Consider the following 15,935-nt stretch of genomic DNA (forward strand, 5'->3'; position numbering starts at 1 on the left):
CCGCTCCGGTCCCGGGCCATTCCCCGGGTTAGGGTCACCTCTGTGAGTACGTGTGCACGAGCCGCCCTCGACCTGCGGGAACCGCTCGCCGGAACCGCCGCCACCGCCCGCACCTGGCTCCTGATCGAGCAGCCCGGCCCGTGGGGCGCCCGCGCCGTCACCGCCAGCCGCCTCGACGCCACGCTCGGCGCCGCCCTGGAGGCCGCCGCCGAGTCCACCGGTGTACGGGTCGCCCTGATCCGCCGCCCCGGCAGGCGGCCCGCCGGGCCGGGCGGCACCCGCGTCCTCGCCGCCCACACCCTCCCCGGCCGCGCCTGGACCCGCACCGCCCGCCTCGCCGACCCCGAGGAACTCCGCGCCCTCGACCTGACCACGCTGGGCGCCGGGGACCCGGCCTCCTTCGAGGCGCTGGGCGGCGTGGCGTACGACGGGCCGCCGCTCGCCCTGGTGTGCACCAACGGCAAGCGGGACATCTGCTGCGCGGTGCTGGGCCGCCCGCTCGCCGAGGAACTGGCGCTCACCGCACCCGACTCCGCCTGGGAGATCACCCACCTCGGCGGCCACCGCTTCTCCCCCACCCTGCTGGTCCTGCCGCACGGCTACGCCTACGGCCGCTCCTCGGCGCCCGAGGTCAAGGAGATCCTGCGGGCCACCGCCGCCGGCGAGGTCGTGGTGGCCGGCGCCCGGGGCCGTTCCTGCTGGGACCGGCCCGGCCAGGCCGCCGAACTGGCCCTGCGGGAACGGCTGTCCGGCGCCGGGCCCGACGACCTCACGGTCACCGGCACCGAGGGCGCGGCACCCCGCTGGGAGGTGGCGCTGGCCCACCGCGACGGGCGCCGGTGGCGGGTCACCGTCGCCGAGGGCGCCTCGCACCCGCCGCGCCCCGAGTCGTGCGGCGGGTCCCCGGCGGCACCCCGGCGGATGGACGTCCTGGCGGTACGTCAGCTCTGAGCGGCCCGGTCCGTCCCGCTCAGACCGCTCCCGCGCCGGTCAGGGAGCGCACCTCGGTCTCCGCGTGCCGGTCCTCGTCGGGCTCCTCGCGTGAGGTGACGGTGCCGAGCCAGCCGCAGGCGAAGCCGAGCGGGACGGAGACCAGGCCCGGGTTCTCCAGCGGGAAGAGCTGGAAGTCGAGGCCGGGCAACAGGGAGGCGGGGCTGCCGGAGACCACCGGGGAGAGCAGCACCAGCACCACCGCCGGGACCAGTCCGCCGTAGACCGACCAGACGGCGCCCCGGGTGGTGAAGGAGCGCCAGAAGAGCGTGTAGAGCAGCACCGGAAGGTTGGCGGAGGCGGCCACCGCGAAGGCGAGGCCGACCAGGAAGGCCACGTTCAGGTCGCGGGCGAGCAGGCTCAGCCCGATCGCGAGCACCCCGATCCCGGCGGCCGCCAGCCGCGCCACCGTGACCTCGCCGAAGCGGCGGGCACCCTCGCGGCGCAGCGAGGCGTAGAGGTCGTGGGCGACCGAGGCCGAGGAGGCGAGGGTGATCCCGGCGACGACGGCGAGGATGGTGGCGAAGGCGACGGCGGCCACCACCGCGAACAGCACGGTCCCGCCGGTGGAGCCCGCGCCGCCGCCGAGGTCGAGGGCGAGCAGCGGAACGGCCGTGTTGCCCGCGGCGTTGGCGGAGCGGACCGCTCCGGAGCCGAGCAGGGCGGCCGCGCCGAAGCCCAGCACGATCGTCATCAGGTAGAAGCCGCCGATCAGCCCGATCGCCCAGACCGTGGAGCGGCGCGCGGCGCGGGCGGTCGGCACGGTGTAGAAGCGGGAGAGGATGTGCGGCAGTCCGGCGGTGCCCAGCACCAGGGCGAGGCCGAGGCTGATGAAGTCGAGCCGGGCCGTCCAGTCGCCGCCGTACCTGAGGCCGGGGGCCAGGAAGTCCAGGCCGTGGCCGCTGCGGGCGGCGGCGGTGGTGAGGAGCTGCCCGAAGTCGCCGGAGAAGCGGAGCAGCACCAGCACGGTGAGGGTGATCGTGCCGCCCATCAGCAACACCGACTTGACGATCTGGATCCAGGTGGTGGCGCGCATCCCGCCCAGCGACACGTAGACCACCATCAGCGCGCCGACGCCGACGACCGTCCAGGTCTGCGCCGCGCGGCTCTCCCCGCCGAGCAGCAGGGAGACCAGGGTGCCCGCGCCGACCATCTGCGCGACCAGGTACAGGACCGAGACGGTGATGGACGAGGTGCCGGCCGCGATCCGGACCGGGCGTTCGCGCATCCGGGCGGCGAGCACGTCGGCGAGGGTGAACCGGCCGCAGTTGCGGACCAGTTCGGCGACGAGGAAGAGCACCACGAGCCAGGCGACGAGGAAGCCGACCGCGTACAGCACGCCGTCGTAGCCGTAGAGCGCGATGAGGCCGGAGATGCCGAGGAAGGAGGCGGCGGACATGTAGTCCCCGGCGATGGCGAAACCGTTCTCCATCGGGGAGAAGAGCCGGCCGCCCGTGTAGAACTCCTCGGTGGTGCCGCGCCGGCGCCGTCCCGCCCAGGCGGTGATGGCCAGCGTCAGCGCCACGAAGAGGCTGAACAGCACCAGGGCGAGGGTCTGGTGGTCGCCGCTCATCCCCGGGCCCCCCGGGTCAGCTGCTGGGTCTCCCACCGCAGATCGAGCGCGAGCCGGTCCCGCCGCAGCCGGGCATGGCGCGCGTACGCCCAGGTCAGCACGAAGGTACTGGCGAACTGCCCGAGCCCCGCCAGCAGCGCCACGTTGACCGGCCCGAACACCGGACGGGCCATCAGCGTGGGGGCGGTGGTGGCGGCGACCACGTAGGCGAGGTACCAGGTGAGGAAGAGCGCGCAGGCCGGGACGACGAAGCGGCGGTACCGCCCGCGCACCTCCTGGAAGGCGGCACCGGCCCGCACCTCCCGGTAGATCTCGGCCGCGCTCGCCCCCTCGTCCTCGCCGCCCGGGGCGACCGCCTGCGGGGGCACCTCCGCCGCCTCCGGACGGGCCTCCGTCCCCGCCGGCGCCCCCCATCCGCTCGCCGACACGTCGTACCAGGGATCGTCGGGCCGGACCGCCCCGCCGCCCCCGTCGTACTTCTCCACCGCGCTCTCCTTCTCCGCGGCCGAGGTGACCGCGTGCCAAGGATGGGACGGCCGGGAAGATCGATGCGCCGAGTGGGGGCCCTTTCATTCGATCAGGTGACGGGCAGGCGGGTTTGGGGTGCCGACGGGGCGGTCGGAGTGGCGGCGAGCGGCGCGGATTCGGCCCGGGAGCAGGGCAGTTGGGTGAGGGTCGGGGCACTCGACGGCTACTGTCCCCGATGATCCGGCCCGTGCCTCATCCCTCTGCCGAGACCGCCCCCGCCAGTGCCTCGGGCAGCGGCTCGGCGTGCAGGACGTGGAGGCGGGAGACCGCGCGGGTGAGGACCACGTACAGGCGGTGGAGGCCGCGGAGTTCGGCGCGGACGATCTCGGCGGGTTCGACGGCGATCACGTGGTCGTACTCCAGCCCCTTGGCGGCGGAGGCGGGCAGTACGGTGACCCGGCCCTGGGTGCCGCCGGGGCGGGCGAGGGTGTGTCCGGCGGCGGTGAGGGCCTCACGGAGGCGGGCGGCGGCCGGGCCGGAGGCGATCACGCCGACCGAGCCGGGCCGGTGCAGGGCGGCGGTCACGGCGGCGAGGACCGAGGCGGCCGGATCGGCGACCCGCTCGACGCGTACCTCGCCGCCGGTGCGCGGGGAGCGGACCGGCTCCAGGTCCACGCCCAGCTCCGGCAGCAGCCGGTTGGCCAGCTCCGCGACGGCCGCCGGCAGCCGGAACCCCTCGGTCAGGCGGGTCACCACGGCCTCCTCCCGTCCCAGGTGCGCGAGGAGCCCGGGCCAGTCGGCCGCCGCCCACGGGGCGGTGCCCTGGGCCAGGTCGCCGAGGACGGTCAGGGAGCCGTGGGCGGCCCGGCGGGCGACGGCCCGGCACTGCATCGGGGAGAGGTCCTGCGCCTCGTCGACGACGATGTGCCGGTACCCGGCCGGACGCTCGATCAGCCCGGCCACCTCGTCGAGCAGCACCAGATCCGCGCCGGACCAGCGCGCTCCGCGCGCCCGCCGGGGTGTCCCAGGCCGGATCAGCACGGCCTGCTCCGCCTCCGTCAGCGCCCCTTGGGCCGCTTCGGCGAGGAGCGCGGGATCGCCCAGCAGCTCCGCCAGCACCTCCTCCGGGGTGGTCCGCGGCCACACCTCGTGGAGCACCGCCGCCACCGTCCGGCTCCGGGCGATCCGCCGGGTCCAGCCGTCGGAGCGCGGGCCGGACCCCCGTTCCGCCTCGGCCCGGACCAGCGCCGCGACCCGTTCCGCGACGCGCTCGCGCCCCACGCCGTACAGCGGTCCCTCCGCCCTGACCCCGGCGGCGATCCGCGCGATCCGCTCGGCGCCGACCCGCAGGCGGCGGGCCCCGTCGGGGACGGCCAGGGGCACCGCGCGCTCGGGCCGCACCCTCGCCCACAGGGCGCGGCGCAGGACCTCGGCCATGCGGGGATCGTGCTTGACGACGGTGGTGCGCGGGCCGTCCTCGGCCGTGACGGGGTGCCGGGCGATCTCCTCCTCGACGGTGGTCTGGCGTACGCCGGTCTCGCCGAGGGAGGGCAGCACCTCGGCGATGTGGTCGAGGAAACCCCGGTCGGGGCCGAGGACCAGCAGGGAGCCGCCGCGCCGCCCGTCCCCGTAGAGCAGGTAGGCGGCGCGGTGCAGGCCCACGGCGGTCTTGCCGGTGCCGGGCGCGCCCTGGACGCAGAGGGAGACGGTGGGGGCGGCGCGGATCAGGGCGTCCTGACCGGGCTGGATGGTGGCGGCGATGTCGCGCATGGGGCCGGTCCGGGGGCGCTCGATCTCCTCCGCGACGATCCGGCCGCCGCCGGCCTGCCCGGCGTCCAGCCGTTCGTCCTCCAGCGCGGTCAGGTCGGCGGAATCCCCGAGGCTGCCCGCGGCCCACCCGAACCTGCGGCGGACCGCGAGCCCGAGCGGGTCACCGGGGCCGGCCTGGTAGAAGGCGCGGCAGACCGGGGCGCGCCAGTCGACGACCAGCGGGGGCTCGGTGGGCTCGCCGCTGATCCGCGTGCGCCCCACGTGGTACGCCTGCCCGGCGTGGCCGCCCGCCGCCCCGGTCTCCGGGACGAACTCCATACGCCCGAAGAACAGCGGGCCTGGCGGCATCTCGCGCAACTCCTTGGCCCTGCTGCGCAGGCCGTGGCCGAGGACTTCGGCGTCGGCGCCGGAGGCGGAGACGTCCGCCCCGGTCCGCACCTGGTGGTCGGCGCCGTCCACCATGGCGGCGAGGGCCGCCCGGCACCGGTCGTGGTAGGTCCGCTCCTGCTGGAGCGCGTCATGGGTCGCGTCGTCGGGTGGTGGCATGGAGCCAGACTAATGCAACTCGGTCTCATTTTTAACCGAGTTGCATTTATGCTCCCCGCGCGGCCCTCACGCCAGCCCGGGCAGCCCCCGGCAGAGCTGGTCGAAGGCGGCTTCCGCCACCCGCGTGGCCTCCTCCGCCAGGTCGTCGGCGCGTCCGCCCGCCGCGATCAGCCGCCAGTTCTCCTGGGCCAGCACCCGGCGTACGGCCACGATCTGCCCGGCGGCCAGCCGCTCCCCGACGCCCGCCCCGACCTCGGAGTCGACCGGTGTGAGCGCTTCGGCCAGGGCCGCCTCGTCCCGTTCCTGGTGCGTGTGGAGCCGGGCCACCAGGGAGGGGGTGCCGTACAGCAGGGCGTGGAAGGCGAGGACGCCGGGATCGTCGTTGAGGCCGGTGACGGGATCACGGCGGTCCAGCCCGGCGAGGAAGTGCCGCCGGAGCGCCGCCAGCGGGGAGCATCCCGGCGGGCGCCCCGCGACGACCGCGCCCGCCTCCCCCTCGTGGTCGGCGAGCCGGTGCAGGACCAGGTCCTCCTTGGCCGGGAAGTACCGGAAGAGGGTCGGCTTGGAGACCCCGGCGGCGGCGGCCACGTCGGCCACGGTCACCCGCTCGAACCCGTGCTCCAGGAAGAGACCCACCGCCGTCTCCGAAAGCCGCCGGTAGGTCTCGGCCTTCTTACGCTCCCGCAGCCCGCCCATGTCATTCATGGACAGCGAGCCTACGCAGGGTCGCTCCATCGCGGCGTCCGGGCGGCCGCTCACGCCCCGCGCACGCCCCAGACCCGTTACCGGCCACCGCGCGCCCCCCGAAAACACGGAAGAACGCCGTACCGCTCGCGTGCGGTACGGCGTCCCCTCCGGACCCCGTCAAGGGCCCGATGACTCAGGCGTCGATGCGCGACCGGTCCAGGGTCGCGGCGGAGCTGGTGATGAACTCCTTGCGCGGCGCGACCTCGTTCCCCATCAGGAGGTCGAAGACGTGCTCGGAGGAGTCCAGGTCCGCGATGTTGATCCGGCGCAGGGTGCGGTGGCGCGGGTCCATGGTGGTCTCCGCCAGCTGGTCGGCGTCCATCTCACCGAGGCCCTTGTAGCGCTGGATGGAGTCCTTGTAGCGGACGTTCTTGCGCTGGAACTCCATGAGGGTGTCGCGCAGCTCCCGGTCCGAGTACGTGTACACGTACTTGTCCTGGCCCCGCTTCGGCTGCACCAGCTCGATGCGGTGGAGCGGCGGGACGGCGGCGAAGACCCGGCCCGACTCGACCATCGGGCGCATGTACCGCTGGAAGAGGGTCAGCAGCAGGCAGCGGATGTGGGCGCCGTCCACATCGGCGTCCACCAGCAGGATGATCTTGCCGTAGCGGGCCGCGTCCAGGTCGAAGGTGCGGCCCGACCCTGCTCCTATCACCTGGATGATGGCGCCGCACTCGGCGTTCTTCAGCATGTCCGAGACGGAGGACTTCTGGACGTTGAGGATCTTGCCCCGGATGGGCAGGAGCGCCTGGAACTCACTGTTCCGGGCGAGCTTGGCGGTACCGAGGGCGGAGTCGCCCTCGACGATGAACAGCTCGCTGCGCTCCACGTCGTCGCTGCGGCAGTCGGCCAGCTTGGCCGGCAGCGAGGAGGACTCCAGCGCCGTCTTCCGGCGCTGGGCGTCCTTGTGCTGGCGGGCGGCGATCCGCGTCCTGGCAGCCGCGACCGCCTTCTCCATGACCGCCCTGGCCTGCGCCTTCGCGTCCCGTTTGGTGGAGGTCAGGAACGCCTTCAGCTCCTTGGCGACCACCTGGGAGACGATCCGGTTGGCCGCGGAGGTGCCCAGCACCTCCTTGGTCTGGCCCTCGAACTGCGGCTCGGCCAGCCGGACGGTGACCACCGCGGTGAGCCCCTCCAGGGCGTCGTCCTTGACGATGTCGTCCTCGGCGACGCGCAGCAGCTTGGCCGAGCGGAGCACCTCGTTCATGGTGCGGGTGAGGGAGCGCTCGAAGCCCGTGACGTGGGTGCCGCCCTTGGGGGTGGCGATGATGTTGACGAACGAGCGGATCTTGGTGTCGTAGCCGGTGCCCCAGCGCAGGGCGATGTCGACGCCCAGCTCGCGGGTGACCTCGGTCGGCGTCATCTGGCCGAAGTCGTCCAGGACGGGGACGGTCTCCTTGAACGTGCCCTTGCCGCTGAGACGCAGCACGTCGCACAGGGCGCGGTCATCGGCCAGGTACTCGCAGAACTCGCTGATCCCGCCGTCGAAGCGGAAGGATTCCTCACCCTTCGAGCCGCCGTCGCCGAGGCCGTACTCGTCCCGGACGACCAGGGTCAGCCCCGGCACCAGGAAGGCGGTCTGGCGGGCCCGCTGGTGGAGCGTGGCGAGGTCCAGCTTGGCGTCCTTGAGGAAGATCTGCCGGTCAGCCCAGTACCGCACACGGGTGCCGGTACGGGCCTTGGCGACCTTCTTGACCTTGCGCAGGCCGCTGGCCGCCTCGAAGGGGGCGTCCACGCCGGTCTTGGCGAAGGCGCCCGGGACGCCACGGCGGAAGCTGATGGCGTGGGTGGCGCCACCACGGTCGACCTCGATGTCCAGGCGGGCCGAGAGGGCGTTCACCACGGAGGCGCCGACGCCGTGCAGGCCGCCGGAGGCGGCGTACGAGCCGCCGCCGAACTTGCCGCCCGCGTGGAGCTTGGTCAGCACCACCTCGACGCCGGAGAGGCCGGTCTTGGGCTCGACGTCCACGGGGATGCCGCGGCCGTTGTCGCGGACCTCGACCGAGCCGTCGTCGTGGAGGATCACCTCGATGTGGTCGCAGTAGCCGCCGAGGGCCTCGTCGACGGAGTTGTCGATGATCTCCCAGAGGCAGTGCATGAGGCCGCGGCTGTCGGTGGACCCGATGTACATGCCCGGTCGCTTGCGGACCGCTTCGAGCCCTTCCAGGACGAGCAGGTGCCGAGCGGTGTAATTGGAACCGTCCTGGTCTGCTCCTGCCAGCAAAGCGGTGGACGGCACGGACGTCTCGGCGGTCACGCGGGTTCGCTCCTCGCTGAATTCTGATGGTGGTCCACGGGATCGGGGACCTGGGCAACGGTCGCCGCTCAGAGGGTACCGAGGCCAGGTAGAGCCGATGTAACGCCACCCTCGGCTCAAACCCACCCTAGTCCAGAGCCGTACAGACGTTCGATCCCTCGATGGGGTGAAACAGATGTCACGTTCCCTTCCGGGCATGAACCATTTAGGCTCCGGGCACGTCCTCTTCAACACCCCGGCAAGCCAGCCGGTGAGGACCGGACCCGATGACGTGACAGCGTCAACCACCCACACGGCACATTCGCCGCCAAACCGGTAGCACCCGGCCTCCCCGGAAGATCTTTTCGAGGAAATGCCGCGAGCGGGAACGTTTTCGGCCTGGTTGGATGTTGACCCTGGTACGACAGCTCGTCGAGCTAGAGAAGAGGCGACGTGACTACTGTTCTGACCCCCGCGACCCCCCTGACGGCCGCTGACCGCTGTGACCGCTGCGGCGCCCAGGCCTACCTGCGCGTCGTGCTGATGAGCGGTGGTGAACTGCTCTTCTGCGCCCACCACGGCCGCAAGTTCGAGCCGGAACTCAAGAAGATCGCCGCTGAGATACAGGATGAGTCCGAGCGGCTGACGGCGACCCCGGCCACGGCCGAGGACGAGCGCTGACGCTTCGCACCCATCCCGACGAGCCGGCACCGGTCCTTTAACCGGAGTACGGGCCTCCTCCCCGCCCCAGCGGCGGGAAGGAGGCCCGTTTCGGTTTCCGGGGGCCTCTGGAGCCCCCTGCGCGGCGCCGGGCGACGCGGCCGCCAGGTTTGGCCGAAGCCGGCCTTGCGGGCGGCCACGACGCCCTTCCAGCGCCTCCAGGCGCCTTCAGGCGTCTTCCGAACACCCTCCAGGCGCTCCCGCGTGCCTACGGAGCGACCGCGGAGACCCGGGTGTAGACGCCCGGACTGCTGGCCCGCCCGCAGCCGCTACCCCACGAGACCAGGCCGATCAGCTTGCCGCCGGCCACCAGCGGGCCGCCGCTGTCCCCCTGGCAGGCGTCCCGGCCGCCGCGTGCGTCACCGGCGCAGAGCATGGTCTCCGCCTCGTACCGGCCGACCGAGCTGCCCGGGTAGGCGCGGCGGCAGGTGGCGTCCTCCAGCACCGTCACCCCGACGGACCTGAGCCTGGACGAGTACGTTCCGTTACCGGTCGTGTCGCCCCAGCCGAAGACGGTGGCCTTGCTGCCCGGCTTCTCCTCGGCACTCCCCGGCCGGGCCACGGGCAGCACCGCCGAGGCGGGCAGGGGCTCGGCGAGGGTCAGCGTGGCGAGGTCACCCGCGTTGCTGGCCGGGTCGTACCCCGGGTTGACCCGGACGCCGCTGACTGCGGTCTCCCGGCCCTTCCCCGAGGAGCGCAGGTCGTCGCGGCCGGAGATCACCCGCAGGTCGGGGACGCGGGAGAGGGCGACCCCGAGCACCTCCTCGTCCACGCAGTGCGCGGCGGTGAGCACCGTCCGCTCGCCGACGACCACCCCGCCGCAGAACTGGCCGGAGCGCTCGCTGCCGAACCGGTCGCGGCTGCCGAGGGCGACGACCCACGGGTGGTCGTCGACGCTGGCGAGGCTGCCGCCGACCACGACGCTGTCGGCCGCCGCCGGGGCGGGACCCGACAGAGGGGCCGCCAGGACGGCCACGGCCGCCACCAGCCCGGCCCGGCCGCTTCGGTTCCATCGACGCCGCATCTTCTCTCCTCACTCAAGGCGTTCTGTTACGCACCCAGAGTGATCTACGGCGGGGCCCCGCGCACGGGCGGCGCCACGGGTGGCCCCTGACGGAGTGCGCGAAACCGCACGGAGGTCCGCCCGGCCCCCGCCCGTGCGAGACGCGGACCCCCGGACGGCGAAAGGGGCCTTCGCAGTCCACCCGTGCGGGTGGACTGCGAAGGCCCCTTTCCCGGAGTTCCCCGGAGCGGAGCGGGTCCTAGTCGAGGTAGTCGCGCAGGACCTGCGAGCGGGACGGGTGGCGCAGCTTCGACATGGTCTTCGACTCGATCTGGCGGATGCGCTCACGCGTCACCCCGTAGACCTTGCCGATCTCGTCGAGGGTCTTCGGCTGACCGTCGGTGAGACCGAACCGCATCGAGACCACGCCCGCCTCACGCTCGGAGAGCGTGTCGAGGACGGAGTGCAGCTGCTCCTGGAGGAGCGTGAAGGAGACCGCGTCGGCCGGGACGACCGCCTCGGAGTCCTCGATGAGGTCACCGAACTCGCTGTCGCCGTCCTCGCCGAGCGGGGTGTGCAGGGAGATGGGCTCGCGGCCGTACTTCTGGACCTCGATGACCTTCTCGGGGGTCATGTCGAGTTCCTTGGCCAGCTCCTCCGGGGTGGGCTCGCGGCCCAGGTCCTGGAGCATCTGGCGCTGGACGCGGGCCAGCTTGTTGATGACCTCGACCATGTGCACCGGGATACGGATGGTGCGGGCCTGGTCGGCCATGGCGCGGGTGATCGCCTGCCGGATCCACCAGGTGGCGTATGTGGAGAACTTGTAGCCCTTGGTGTAGTCGAACTTCTCGACCGCGCGGATCAGACCGAGGTTGCCCTCCTGGATCAGGTCCAGGAAGAGCATGCCGCGGCCGGTGTAGCGCTTTGCCAGCGAGACCACGAGACGGAGGTTGGCCTCCAGCAGGTGGTTCTTGGCGCGGCGGCCGTCCTCGGCGATGATCTCCAGCTCGCGCTTGAGCTTGGGGGCGATCTTGTCGGCGTTGGCGAGCTTGTCCTCGGCGAAGAGGCCGGCCTCGATGCGCTTGGCGAGTTCGACCTCCTGCTCGGCGTTGAGGAGGGGGACCTTGCCGATCTGCTTGAGGTAGTCCTTGACCGGGTCGGCGGTGGCACCGGCGGCCGCGACCTGCTGGGCGGGCGCGTCGTCCTCGTCGTCGTCGGACAGGACGAAGCCCTGGCTCTCGCCGCCGGTTCCCTCGGGCGCGCCTTCCTCGCCCGGCTTGCCGGTGGTGGGCTTCTCCTCGGCCTCGTCGTCGAGCAGCTCGTCGACGACGTTCTTGGCCGCGGTCTTCTTGGCGGCGGTCTTCTTCGCCGTCGCCTTCTTCGCCGTCTTCTTGGCGGTGGTCTTCTTGGCCGCGGCCTTCTTCACGGGCGCCTCGGACTCCTCGTCCGTGGGCGCGGCCGCGGGGGCGCTCTTCTTCACCGGGGCCGCCTTGGCGGCCACCGTCCTGGTGGTGGCGGTGCGCTTCGCCGGGCTCTTCGCTGCGACGCTCTTCCGGGTGCGCTTGGGCTCCGCCGCACTGACCATCAGCGTCACACCCTCTTCCTCGAGGATCTGATTGAGGCTGCGCAGAACGTTCTTCCACTGAGTGGCCGGGATCTGGTCAGCTTCGAAGGCCCGACGCACGTCGTCGCCGGCGATCTGCCCATCAGCCTTTCCCCGCTCGATCAGCGCCATCACAGACTGGGACTCGGCGATCTCCGGCGGGAGCGTACGGGATGTGCTGGCCGACACGAACAACCTCTCGGAACGTTGAATAACGGCTTCCGGCCCCTGTCCTGGGTGAAGGACGGGAGCCGACGACCCACGGCTGGGATTGGACCGGGGACGTTGCGGGACCGGTGAGGGGGTACAGCGCCACGAACGACGACCGCATTCCCTCTTCGGCTATCACCTCTTAGGTCATCGCGCTGCCCGGTCGAGCGTTACGCCCAATCCGCGTGGCCCGAGTCACACCCCTATATCGGTCAAAATTCTCCGAATAGCGACAGAGGGCGACATAAAGATGCCGTGAAGCTCCGGAGGCCCGGACTCCGGTCACGGGGAGCCCCGAGCGCGGTGCGCGGTGCGGCCCCGGGCGGCACGGAGCCGCCGGGTCCGACCGTACTCCGGCTCCGTCCGGTGCGACGCACGGCTTCCCTCTCCCCTTTCCCTTACGCGCCCACGTTCCCCTTAAGCGCTCACGCGCATACGCGCCCGGGCGGCAACGCCGCGGCCCCTGGCGGCGGGCTTGCGCCGGCTGTCAGGGGCCGTCGTGTCGCCCGGCGGGAGGGAGGGAGGGAGGGAGGGAGGGAGGGAACGTTTCCCCAGGGCCGGCTCCCGGTGCGGGGCGTCCGGGGCGGGTGGCCGGGCCGGGCCGCGGCCGCCGCCGGCCTCCCCGCTCGCGGGATCAGCGGGGTGGCCGGCAGGACGGGGGGCGGCAGCTGCGGCGGACCGGAAGGCGGCGGAGGGCGCGCCGTGGGCCGCGAGGGTCAGTGCTGCTCGCGCGGTCCGGGGACGACCCGCTCCACCTCGGGGTGGGCGGTCAGGAGCTGGCGCATGGCGTGCTCGGCGGCGGCGCCGTCGCCCTCGGCGAGGGTGTCGATGATGCGGGCGTGGTGTGCGAGGGAGGTCTCGTTGGGCCGGTCGCAGCCGGTGGCCGGGCCGCCGGAGACCTGGAGGGCGGCGGAGACGATGCCGGAGAGGTGCTCCAGCATGCGGTTGCCGGCGAGCTGGATCAGCAGTCCGTGGAACTCGGCGTCGGCGCGGGAGAAGGTCATCAGGTCGCCCTGGCCCAGGGCGTGGCCCATGATCTCCACCATGTCCGCGAGCCGCTGCTGGGCGTCCTCACGGCCGTGGCCCGCGGCGAGGCGGGCGGCGAGCGGCTCGATCGTCCAGCGCAGTTCGCCGAGCTCGCGGCGCTGGTCCTCACGCTGCGGGCCGAAGGCGCGCCATTCGATGATGTCGGGGTCGAGGAGGTTCCAGTCGCTGACCGGGCGGACCCTGGTCCCGACGTTGGGCCTGGCGCTCACCAGGCCCTTGGCCTCCAGCACGCGCAGGGACTCCCGGACGACGGTGCGGGAGACCTCGAATCGCTGCCCGATCTCCTCGGGCACCAGGGGCCGGTCGGCCCCGAGGTCGCCGGAGACGATCATCTGGCCGAGCTGCTGGACGAGTTGGCCGTGAAGACCCCGGCCGCGATTACTGCTCGGACGCCGCACGGCCCTGCCCAGATCGGAGTCACCGCCCTCCCAGGACGCGGCGCTCCGCTCCGGCCCGGGCACCTCCGCGTAGGGGTAGCGGTCGAGTTCGCCCGGACCCGCGAGGCCGGAGTCGGTGGAACGGGCGGCGTTCATCATGGAGTGCGCAAGGGTAGTCACGGAACCTTTGTCGGCGTCGTCCCCAAGTGCCTTGAGGTCTTTGGTGAAAAGCACACGAAAGGGTGATCGCTCGCTCCGTGGCCATTGACGCCCCGCCGAAGGCACCCGAACACCCCTGTCCGGAACGCGGACTTGCCCGCCCGCCCGGTCAGAAACCACCGGCCCGCCGACGTCACACGAACAGATCCGCGCGGATACGTGCAGGACAGGGCCCTGAACGACAACATGACCGTGATATCCGCAGGTTGTCCCCACTCCCCCGGCCTCCCGCGCGACCCGTTCCGCAGGACCGCTCGGACACCGTCACAACCGCCCTGTGACGCACCGCAGATCACGCCCGGCGCACACGACGGCGCTCGCACAAAGGGCCGTTGGGCGCACTCGCGTACGAGACGCCGAGGGCGACGGAACAGGCGGTCCCGCCGGGGGCGGTGACCGCCTGGAACCGGGGTGACCGGAGGCTCAGACCTCGGGCCGCAGCATGGGCGGGTTGAGCAGAGTGGCGCCGCCCGCGCGGAAGAGCTGGGCCGGGCGCCCGCCCTGGCGGGTCGTGGTCCCGCCGGTGGGGACGAGGAAGCCGGGCGTACCGGTCACCTTGCGGTGGAAGTTGCGCGGGTCGAGCACGACGCCCCAGACCGCCTCGTACACCCGGCGCAGTTCTCCGACCGTGAACTCGGGCGGGCAGAAGGCGGTGGCGAGGGAGGAGTACTCGATCTTCGAGCGGGCCCGCTCCACCCCGTCCCCGAGGATCGTGCCGTGGTCGAAGGCGAGCGGTTCGGCCGGAAGCTCCGTCCGGCGGCCGCCCGCCGTCGTACCGAGCAACTCCTCGACGGGGGACCACCTCGCGTGGCGGGCGTCGCCGCCGGCCCGGGGCGCGGGGAGGTCGGGGGCGAGCGCCAGATGCGCGACGCTCACCACCCGCATCCTCGGATCGCGGTCCGGGTCACCGTAGGTGGCGAGCTGTTCGAGGTGCGCGCCGTTGGCGGTGGCCGGAGCCTCGGGGGTGTGGGCGCACAGGCCCGTCTCCTCCGTGAGCTCCCGGGCCGCAGCCGTGGACAGATCCTCGTTCTCCCGGACGAAGCCGCCGGGCAACGCCCACTTCCCCTGGAACGGGGCCTCGCCCCGGCGCACCACGAGGGCGCACAGGGCGTGCTTGCGCACGGTGAGGACGACCAGATCGACAGTGACAGCGAACGGCGGGAACGCCGACGGGTCGTAGGGGGGCATGAGGGTGATCATAGTCGTCTGCCTGACGATAAACAGCCTGTTGGCAGAGGCCGCACCGAGCGCGCGTCCGGCGGTTTCCCGGTCATTTCCGCGTGATCGTCCCGCATCGCGCACACGCGGCGGCCATGTCGCGGCGGTCCGGGACGGCACTCCGGGCCGGTGGCGGTCAGTGGAGGGTGGGCCGGTAGACGAGTTCCTGGATGTGGTGGTCGAGTACACGGCTCTCGGTCAGTTCGAGGTCGAAGTCGGCCGCGCCACGGAACACCGGGTCCAGTCCGGTGCGGCCCGTGATGACGGGGAAGATCGTCACCTGGAGGCGGTCCACCAGGCCGGCGGCCATCAGCGCCCGGTTCATCGAGAGGCTGCCGTGCGAACGCAACGGCACATCGGACTCCTCCTTGAGCCGCGCCACGACATCCACCGCGTCACCAGCCACGACCGTGGCGTCCGGCCAGTCCAGGGGAGCCTCCAGCGTCGTCGACACGACGGTGGCCGGGAGGTGTCGCATCCGCGTGACCCAGGGGTCGAGGACCTCCTGCTGCTCGCTGCCCGCCGCCAGCATCCGGGCGAACGCGCGGTACGTCTGAGCGCCGAAGACCATGCGCTGCTCCCCGCCGTACTCGGCGAGGCGCCGGTCCAGCAGTTCGGGGCCCTGCTTGCCCCAGTATCCGGTCCAGTCGGCCCCGGCGGCGCCGTAGCCGTCGAGGCTGCAGAAGACGTCGAAGGTGTAGGTGGTGGTCATGTCGCTCTCCTCGGTGGTGGGCGGTGGGCGCGCCAGGGCTTGGGCATCGGTGCGGCCGGTCTCGCCCGTCGGTGGCCGGGGGCGCGAGGCGGCGCGGCCGGTCGGCGAGGTGCCCGGCGCCGAAGGGCGGGAGGCGGGGGTCCTCCCGGATGGACGCCGGCACCGCCGACCCGCCGTACGTCAGCCTGACTTCCGTCCCTGACGGGCCCAGTGGCACCGGGTCGTCACGCCAGGTCCAGCGACCGAACTCCGGATGGCCACCCTCCTTCTCCTCCGCCGTGCGCCGGCCGATGGCGCGCGGAGGGTCGAGTACATGAACCTGGTTGGCCACCTGGTACTCCCCGAGCGGGTGATCGGGGTGGTGCGTGCCCAGCCGGGAGACCTGCCCTGCCTCGGGTAGCGGGGTCCGGTCGACGGGCTCTTGGGAACAGCCGGTGCGGTCGATCGCGGCGTGGGGGGGGGCGGGGTGACCAACGAGGTGGAGAGGGCGGGGGTG

General features: G+C 72.8%; 12 protein-coding genes. 2 read left to right on the forward strand and 10 right to left on the reverse strand.

All coding sequences use genetic code 11. The features are described from left to right. The first annotated feature begins 42 nt into the window (after positions 1-42). Positions 43-951 carry a ferredoxin family protein gene (locus tag IF45_RS0129040; protein WP_015506980.1) on the forward strand — a complete coding sequence of 303 codons (909 nt, stop codon included), beginning with the start codon at positions 43-45 and terminating at the stop codon, positions 949-951. 19 nt (positions 952-970) lie between these two features. Here IF45_RS0129040 and IF45_RS0129045 read toward each other — a convergent pair whose 3' ends face one another. The 5 genes from IF45_RS0129045 to IF45_RS0129065 form a co-directional block, all read right to left on the reverse strand. Beyond that, positions 971-2,563, reverse strand: a complete 1,593-nt coding sequence (locus IF45_RS0129045; protein WP_015506981.1) for a monocarboxylic acid transporter — start codon at positions 2,561-2,563, stop codon at positions 971-973. Further along, positions 2,560-3,048 carry a DUF485 domain-containing protein gene (locus IF45_RS0129050; RefSeq protein ID WP_003951306.1) on the reverse strand — a complete coding sequence of 163 codons (489 nt, stop codon included), beginning with the start codon at positions 3,046-3,048 and terminating at the stop codon, positions 2,560-2,562. The genes IF45_RS0129045 and IF45_RS0129050 overlap by 4 nt, the downstream gene beginning before the upstream one ends. 235 nt (positions 3,049-3,283) lie before the next feature. Next, positions 3,284-5,347 (reverse strand): HelD family protein, encoded by a 2,064-nt coding sequence (locus IF45_RS0129055; protein ID WP_015506982.1) that lies wholly within the window; start codon positions 5,345-5,347, stop codon positions 3,284-3,286. A gap of 66 nt (positions 5,348-5,413) precedes the next feature. Further along, on the reverse strand, positions 5,414-6,052 hold the full coding sequence (locus IF45_RS0129060) for a TetR/AcrR family transcriptional regulator (protein ID WP_015506983.1): 639 nt from the start codon (positions 6,050-6,052) through the stop codon (positions 5,414-5,416). Between the two features lie 175 nt (positions 6,053-6,227). Next, entirely contained in the window at positions 6,228-8,351 is a 2,124-nt protein-coding gene (locus tag IF45_RS0129065) for a DNA gyrase/topoisomerase IV subunit B (RefSeq protein WP_003951303.1), read from the reverse strand. Between the two features lie 432 nt (positions 8,352-8,783). Between IF45_RS0129065 and IF45_RS0129070 the strand changes: the two genes are divergently transcribed. After that, entirely contained in the window at positions 8,784-9,011 is a 228-nt protein-coding gene (locus IF45_RS0129070) for a DUF7455 domain-containing protein (protein WP_003951302.1), read from the forward strand. 247 nt (positions 9,012-9,258) lie between these two features. On the opposite strand, the gene IF45_RS0129075 is transcribed toward IF45_RS0129070, so the two are convergent. The 5 genes from IF45_RS0129075 to IF45_RS0129095 all read right to left on the reverse strand — a co-directional run bounded on the left by IF45_RS0129075 (position 9,259) and on the right by IF45_RS0129095 (position 15,439). Then, entirely contained in the window at positions 9,259-10,074 is an 816-nt protein-coding gene (locus tag IF45_RS0129075; RefSeq protein ID WP_003951301.1) for a S1 family serine peptidase, read from the reverse strand. Between the two features lie 238 nt (positions 10,075-10,312). Further along, positions 10,313-11,851, reverse strand: coding sequence for an RNA polymerase sigma factor (locus IF45_RS0129080; protein ID WP_255219935.1), 1,539 nt, complete (start codon positions 11,849-11,851; stop codon positions 10,313-10,315). 731 nt (positions 11,852-12,582) lie between these two features. Further along, positions 12,583-13,470: a FadR/GntR family transcriptional regulator gene (locus tag IF45_RS0129085; RefSeq protein WP_174905233.1), complete on the reverse strand. Its 888-nt coding sequence runs from the start codon at positions 13,468-13,470 to the stop codon at positions 12,583-12,585. A 462-nt stretch (positions 13,471-13,932) separates the two neighbouring features. Continuing rightward, complete coding sequence (locus tag IF45_RS0129090; protein ID WP_026048250.1) at positions 13,933-14,697, reverse strand: NUDIX hydrolase; 765 nt, start codon at positions 14,695-14,697, stop codon at positions 13,933-13,935. A 166-nt stretch (positions 14,698-14,863) separates the two neighbouring features. After that, positions 14,864-15,439, reverse strand: coding sequence for a dihydrofolate reductase family protein (locus IF45_RS0129095; RefSeq protein ID WP_003951297.1), 576 nt, complete (start codon positions 15,437-15,439; stop codon positions 14,864-14,866). Between the last annotated feature and the right edge of the window lie 496 nt (positions 15,440-15,935).

Origin of the sequence: Streptomyces albidoflavus, assembly GCF_000719955.1 — a bacterium.
In the GTDB taxonomy this organism is placed as follows: Bacteria; Actinomycetota; Actinomycetes; order Streptomycetales; family Streptomycetaceae; genus Streptomyces; species Streptomyces albidoflavus.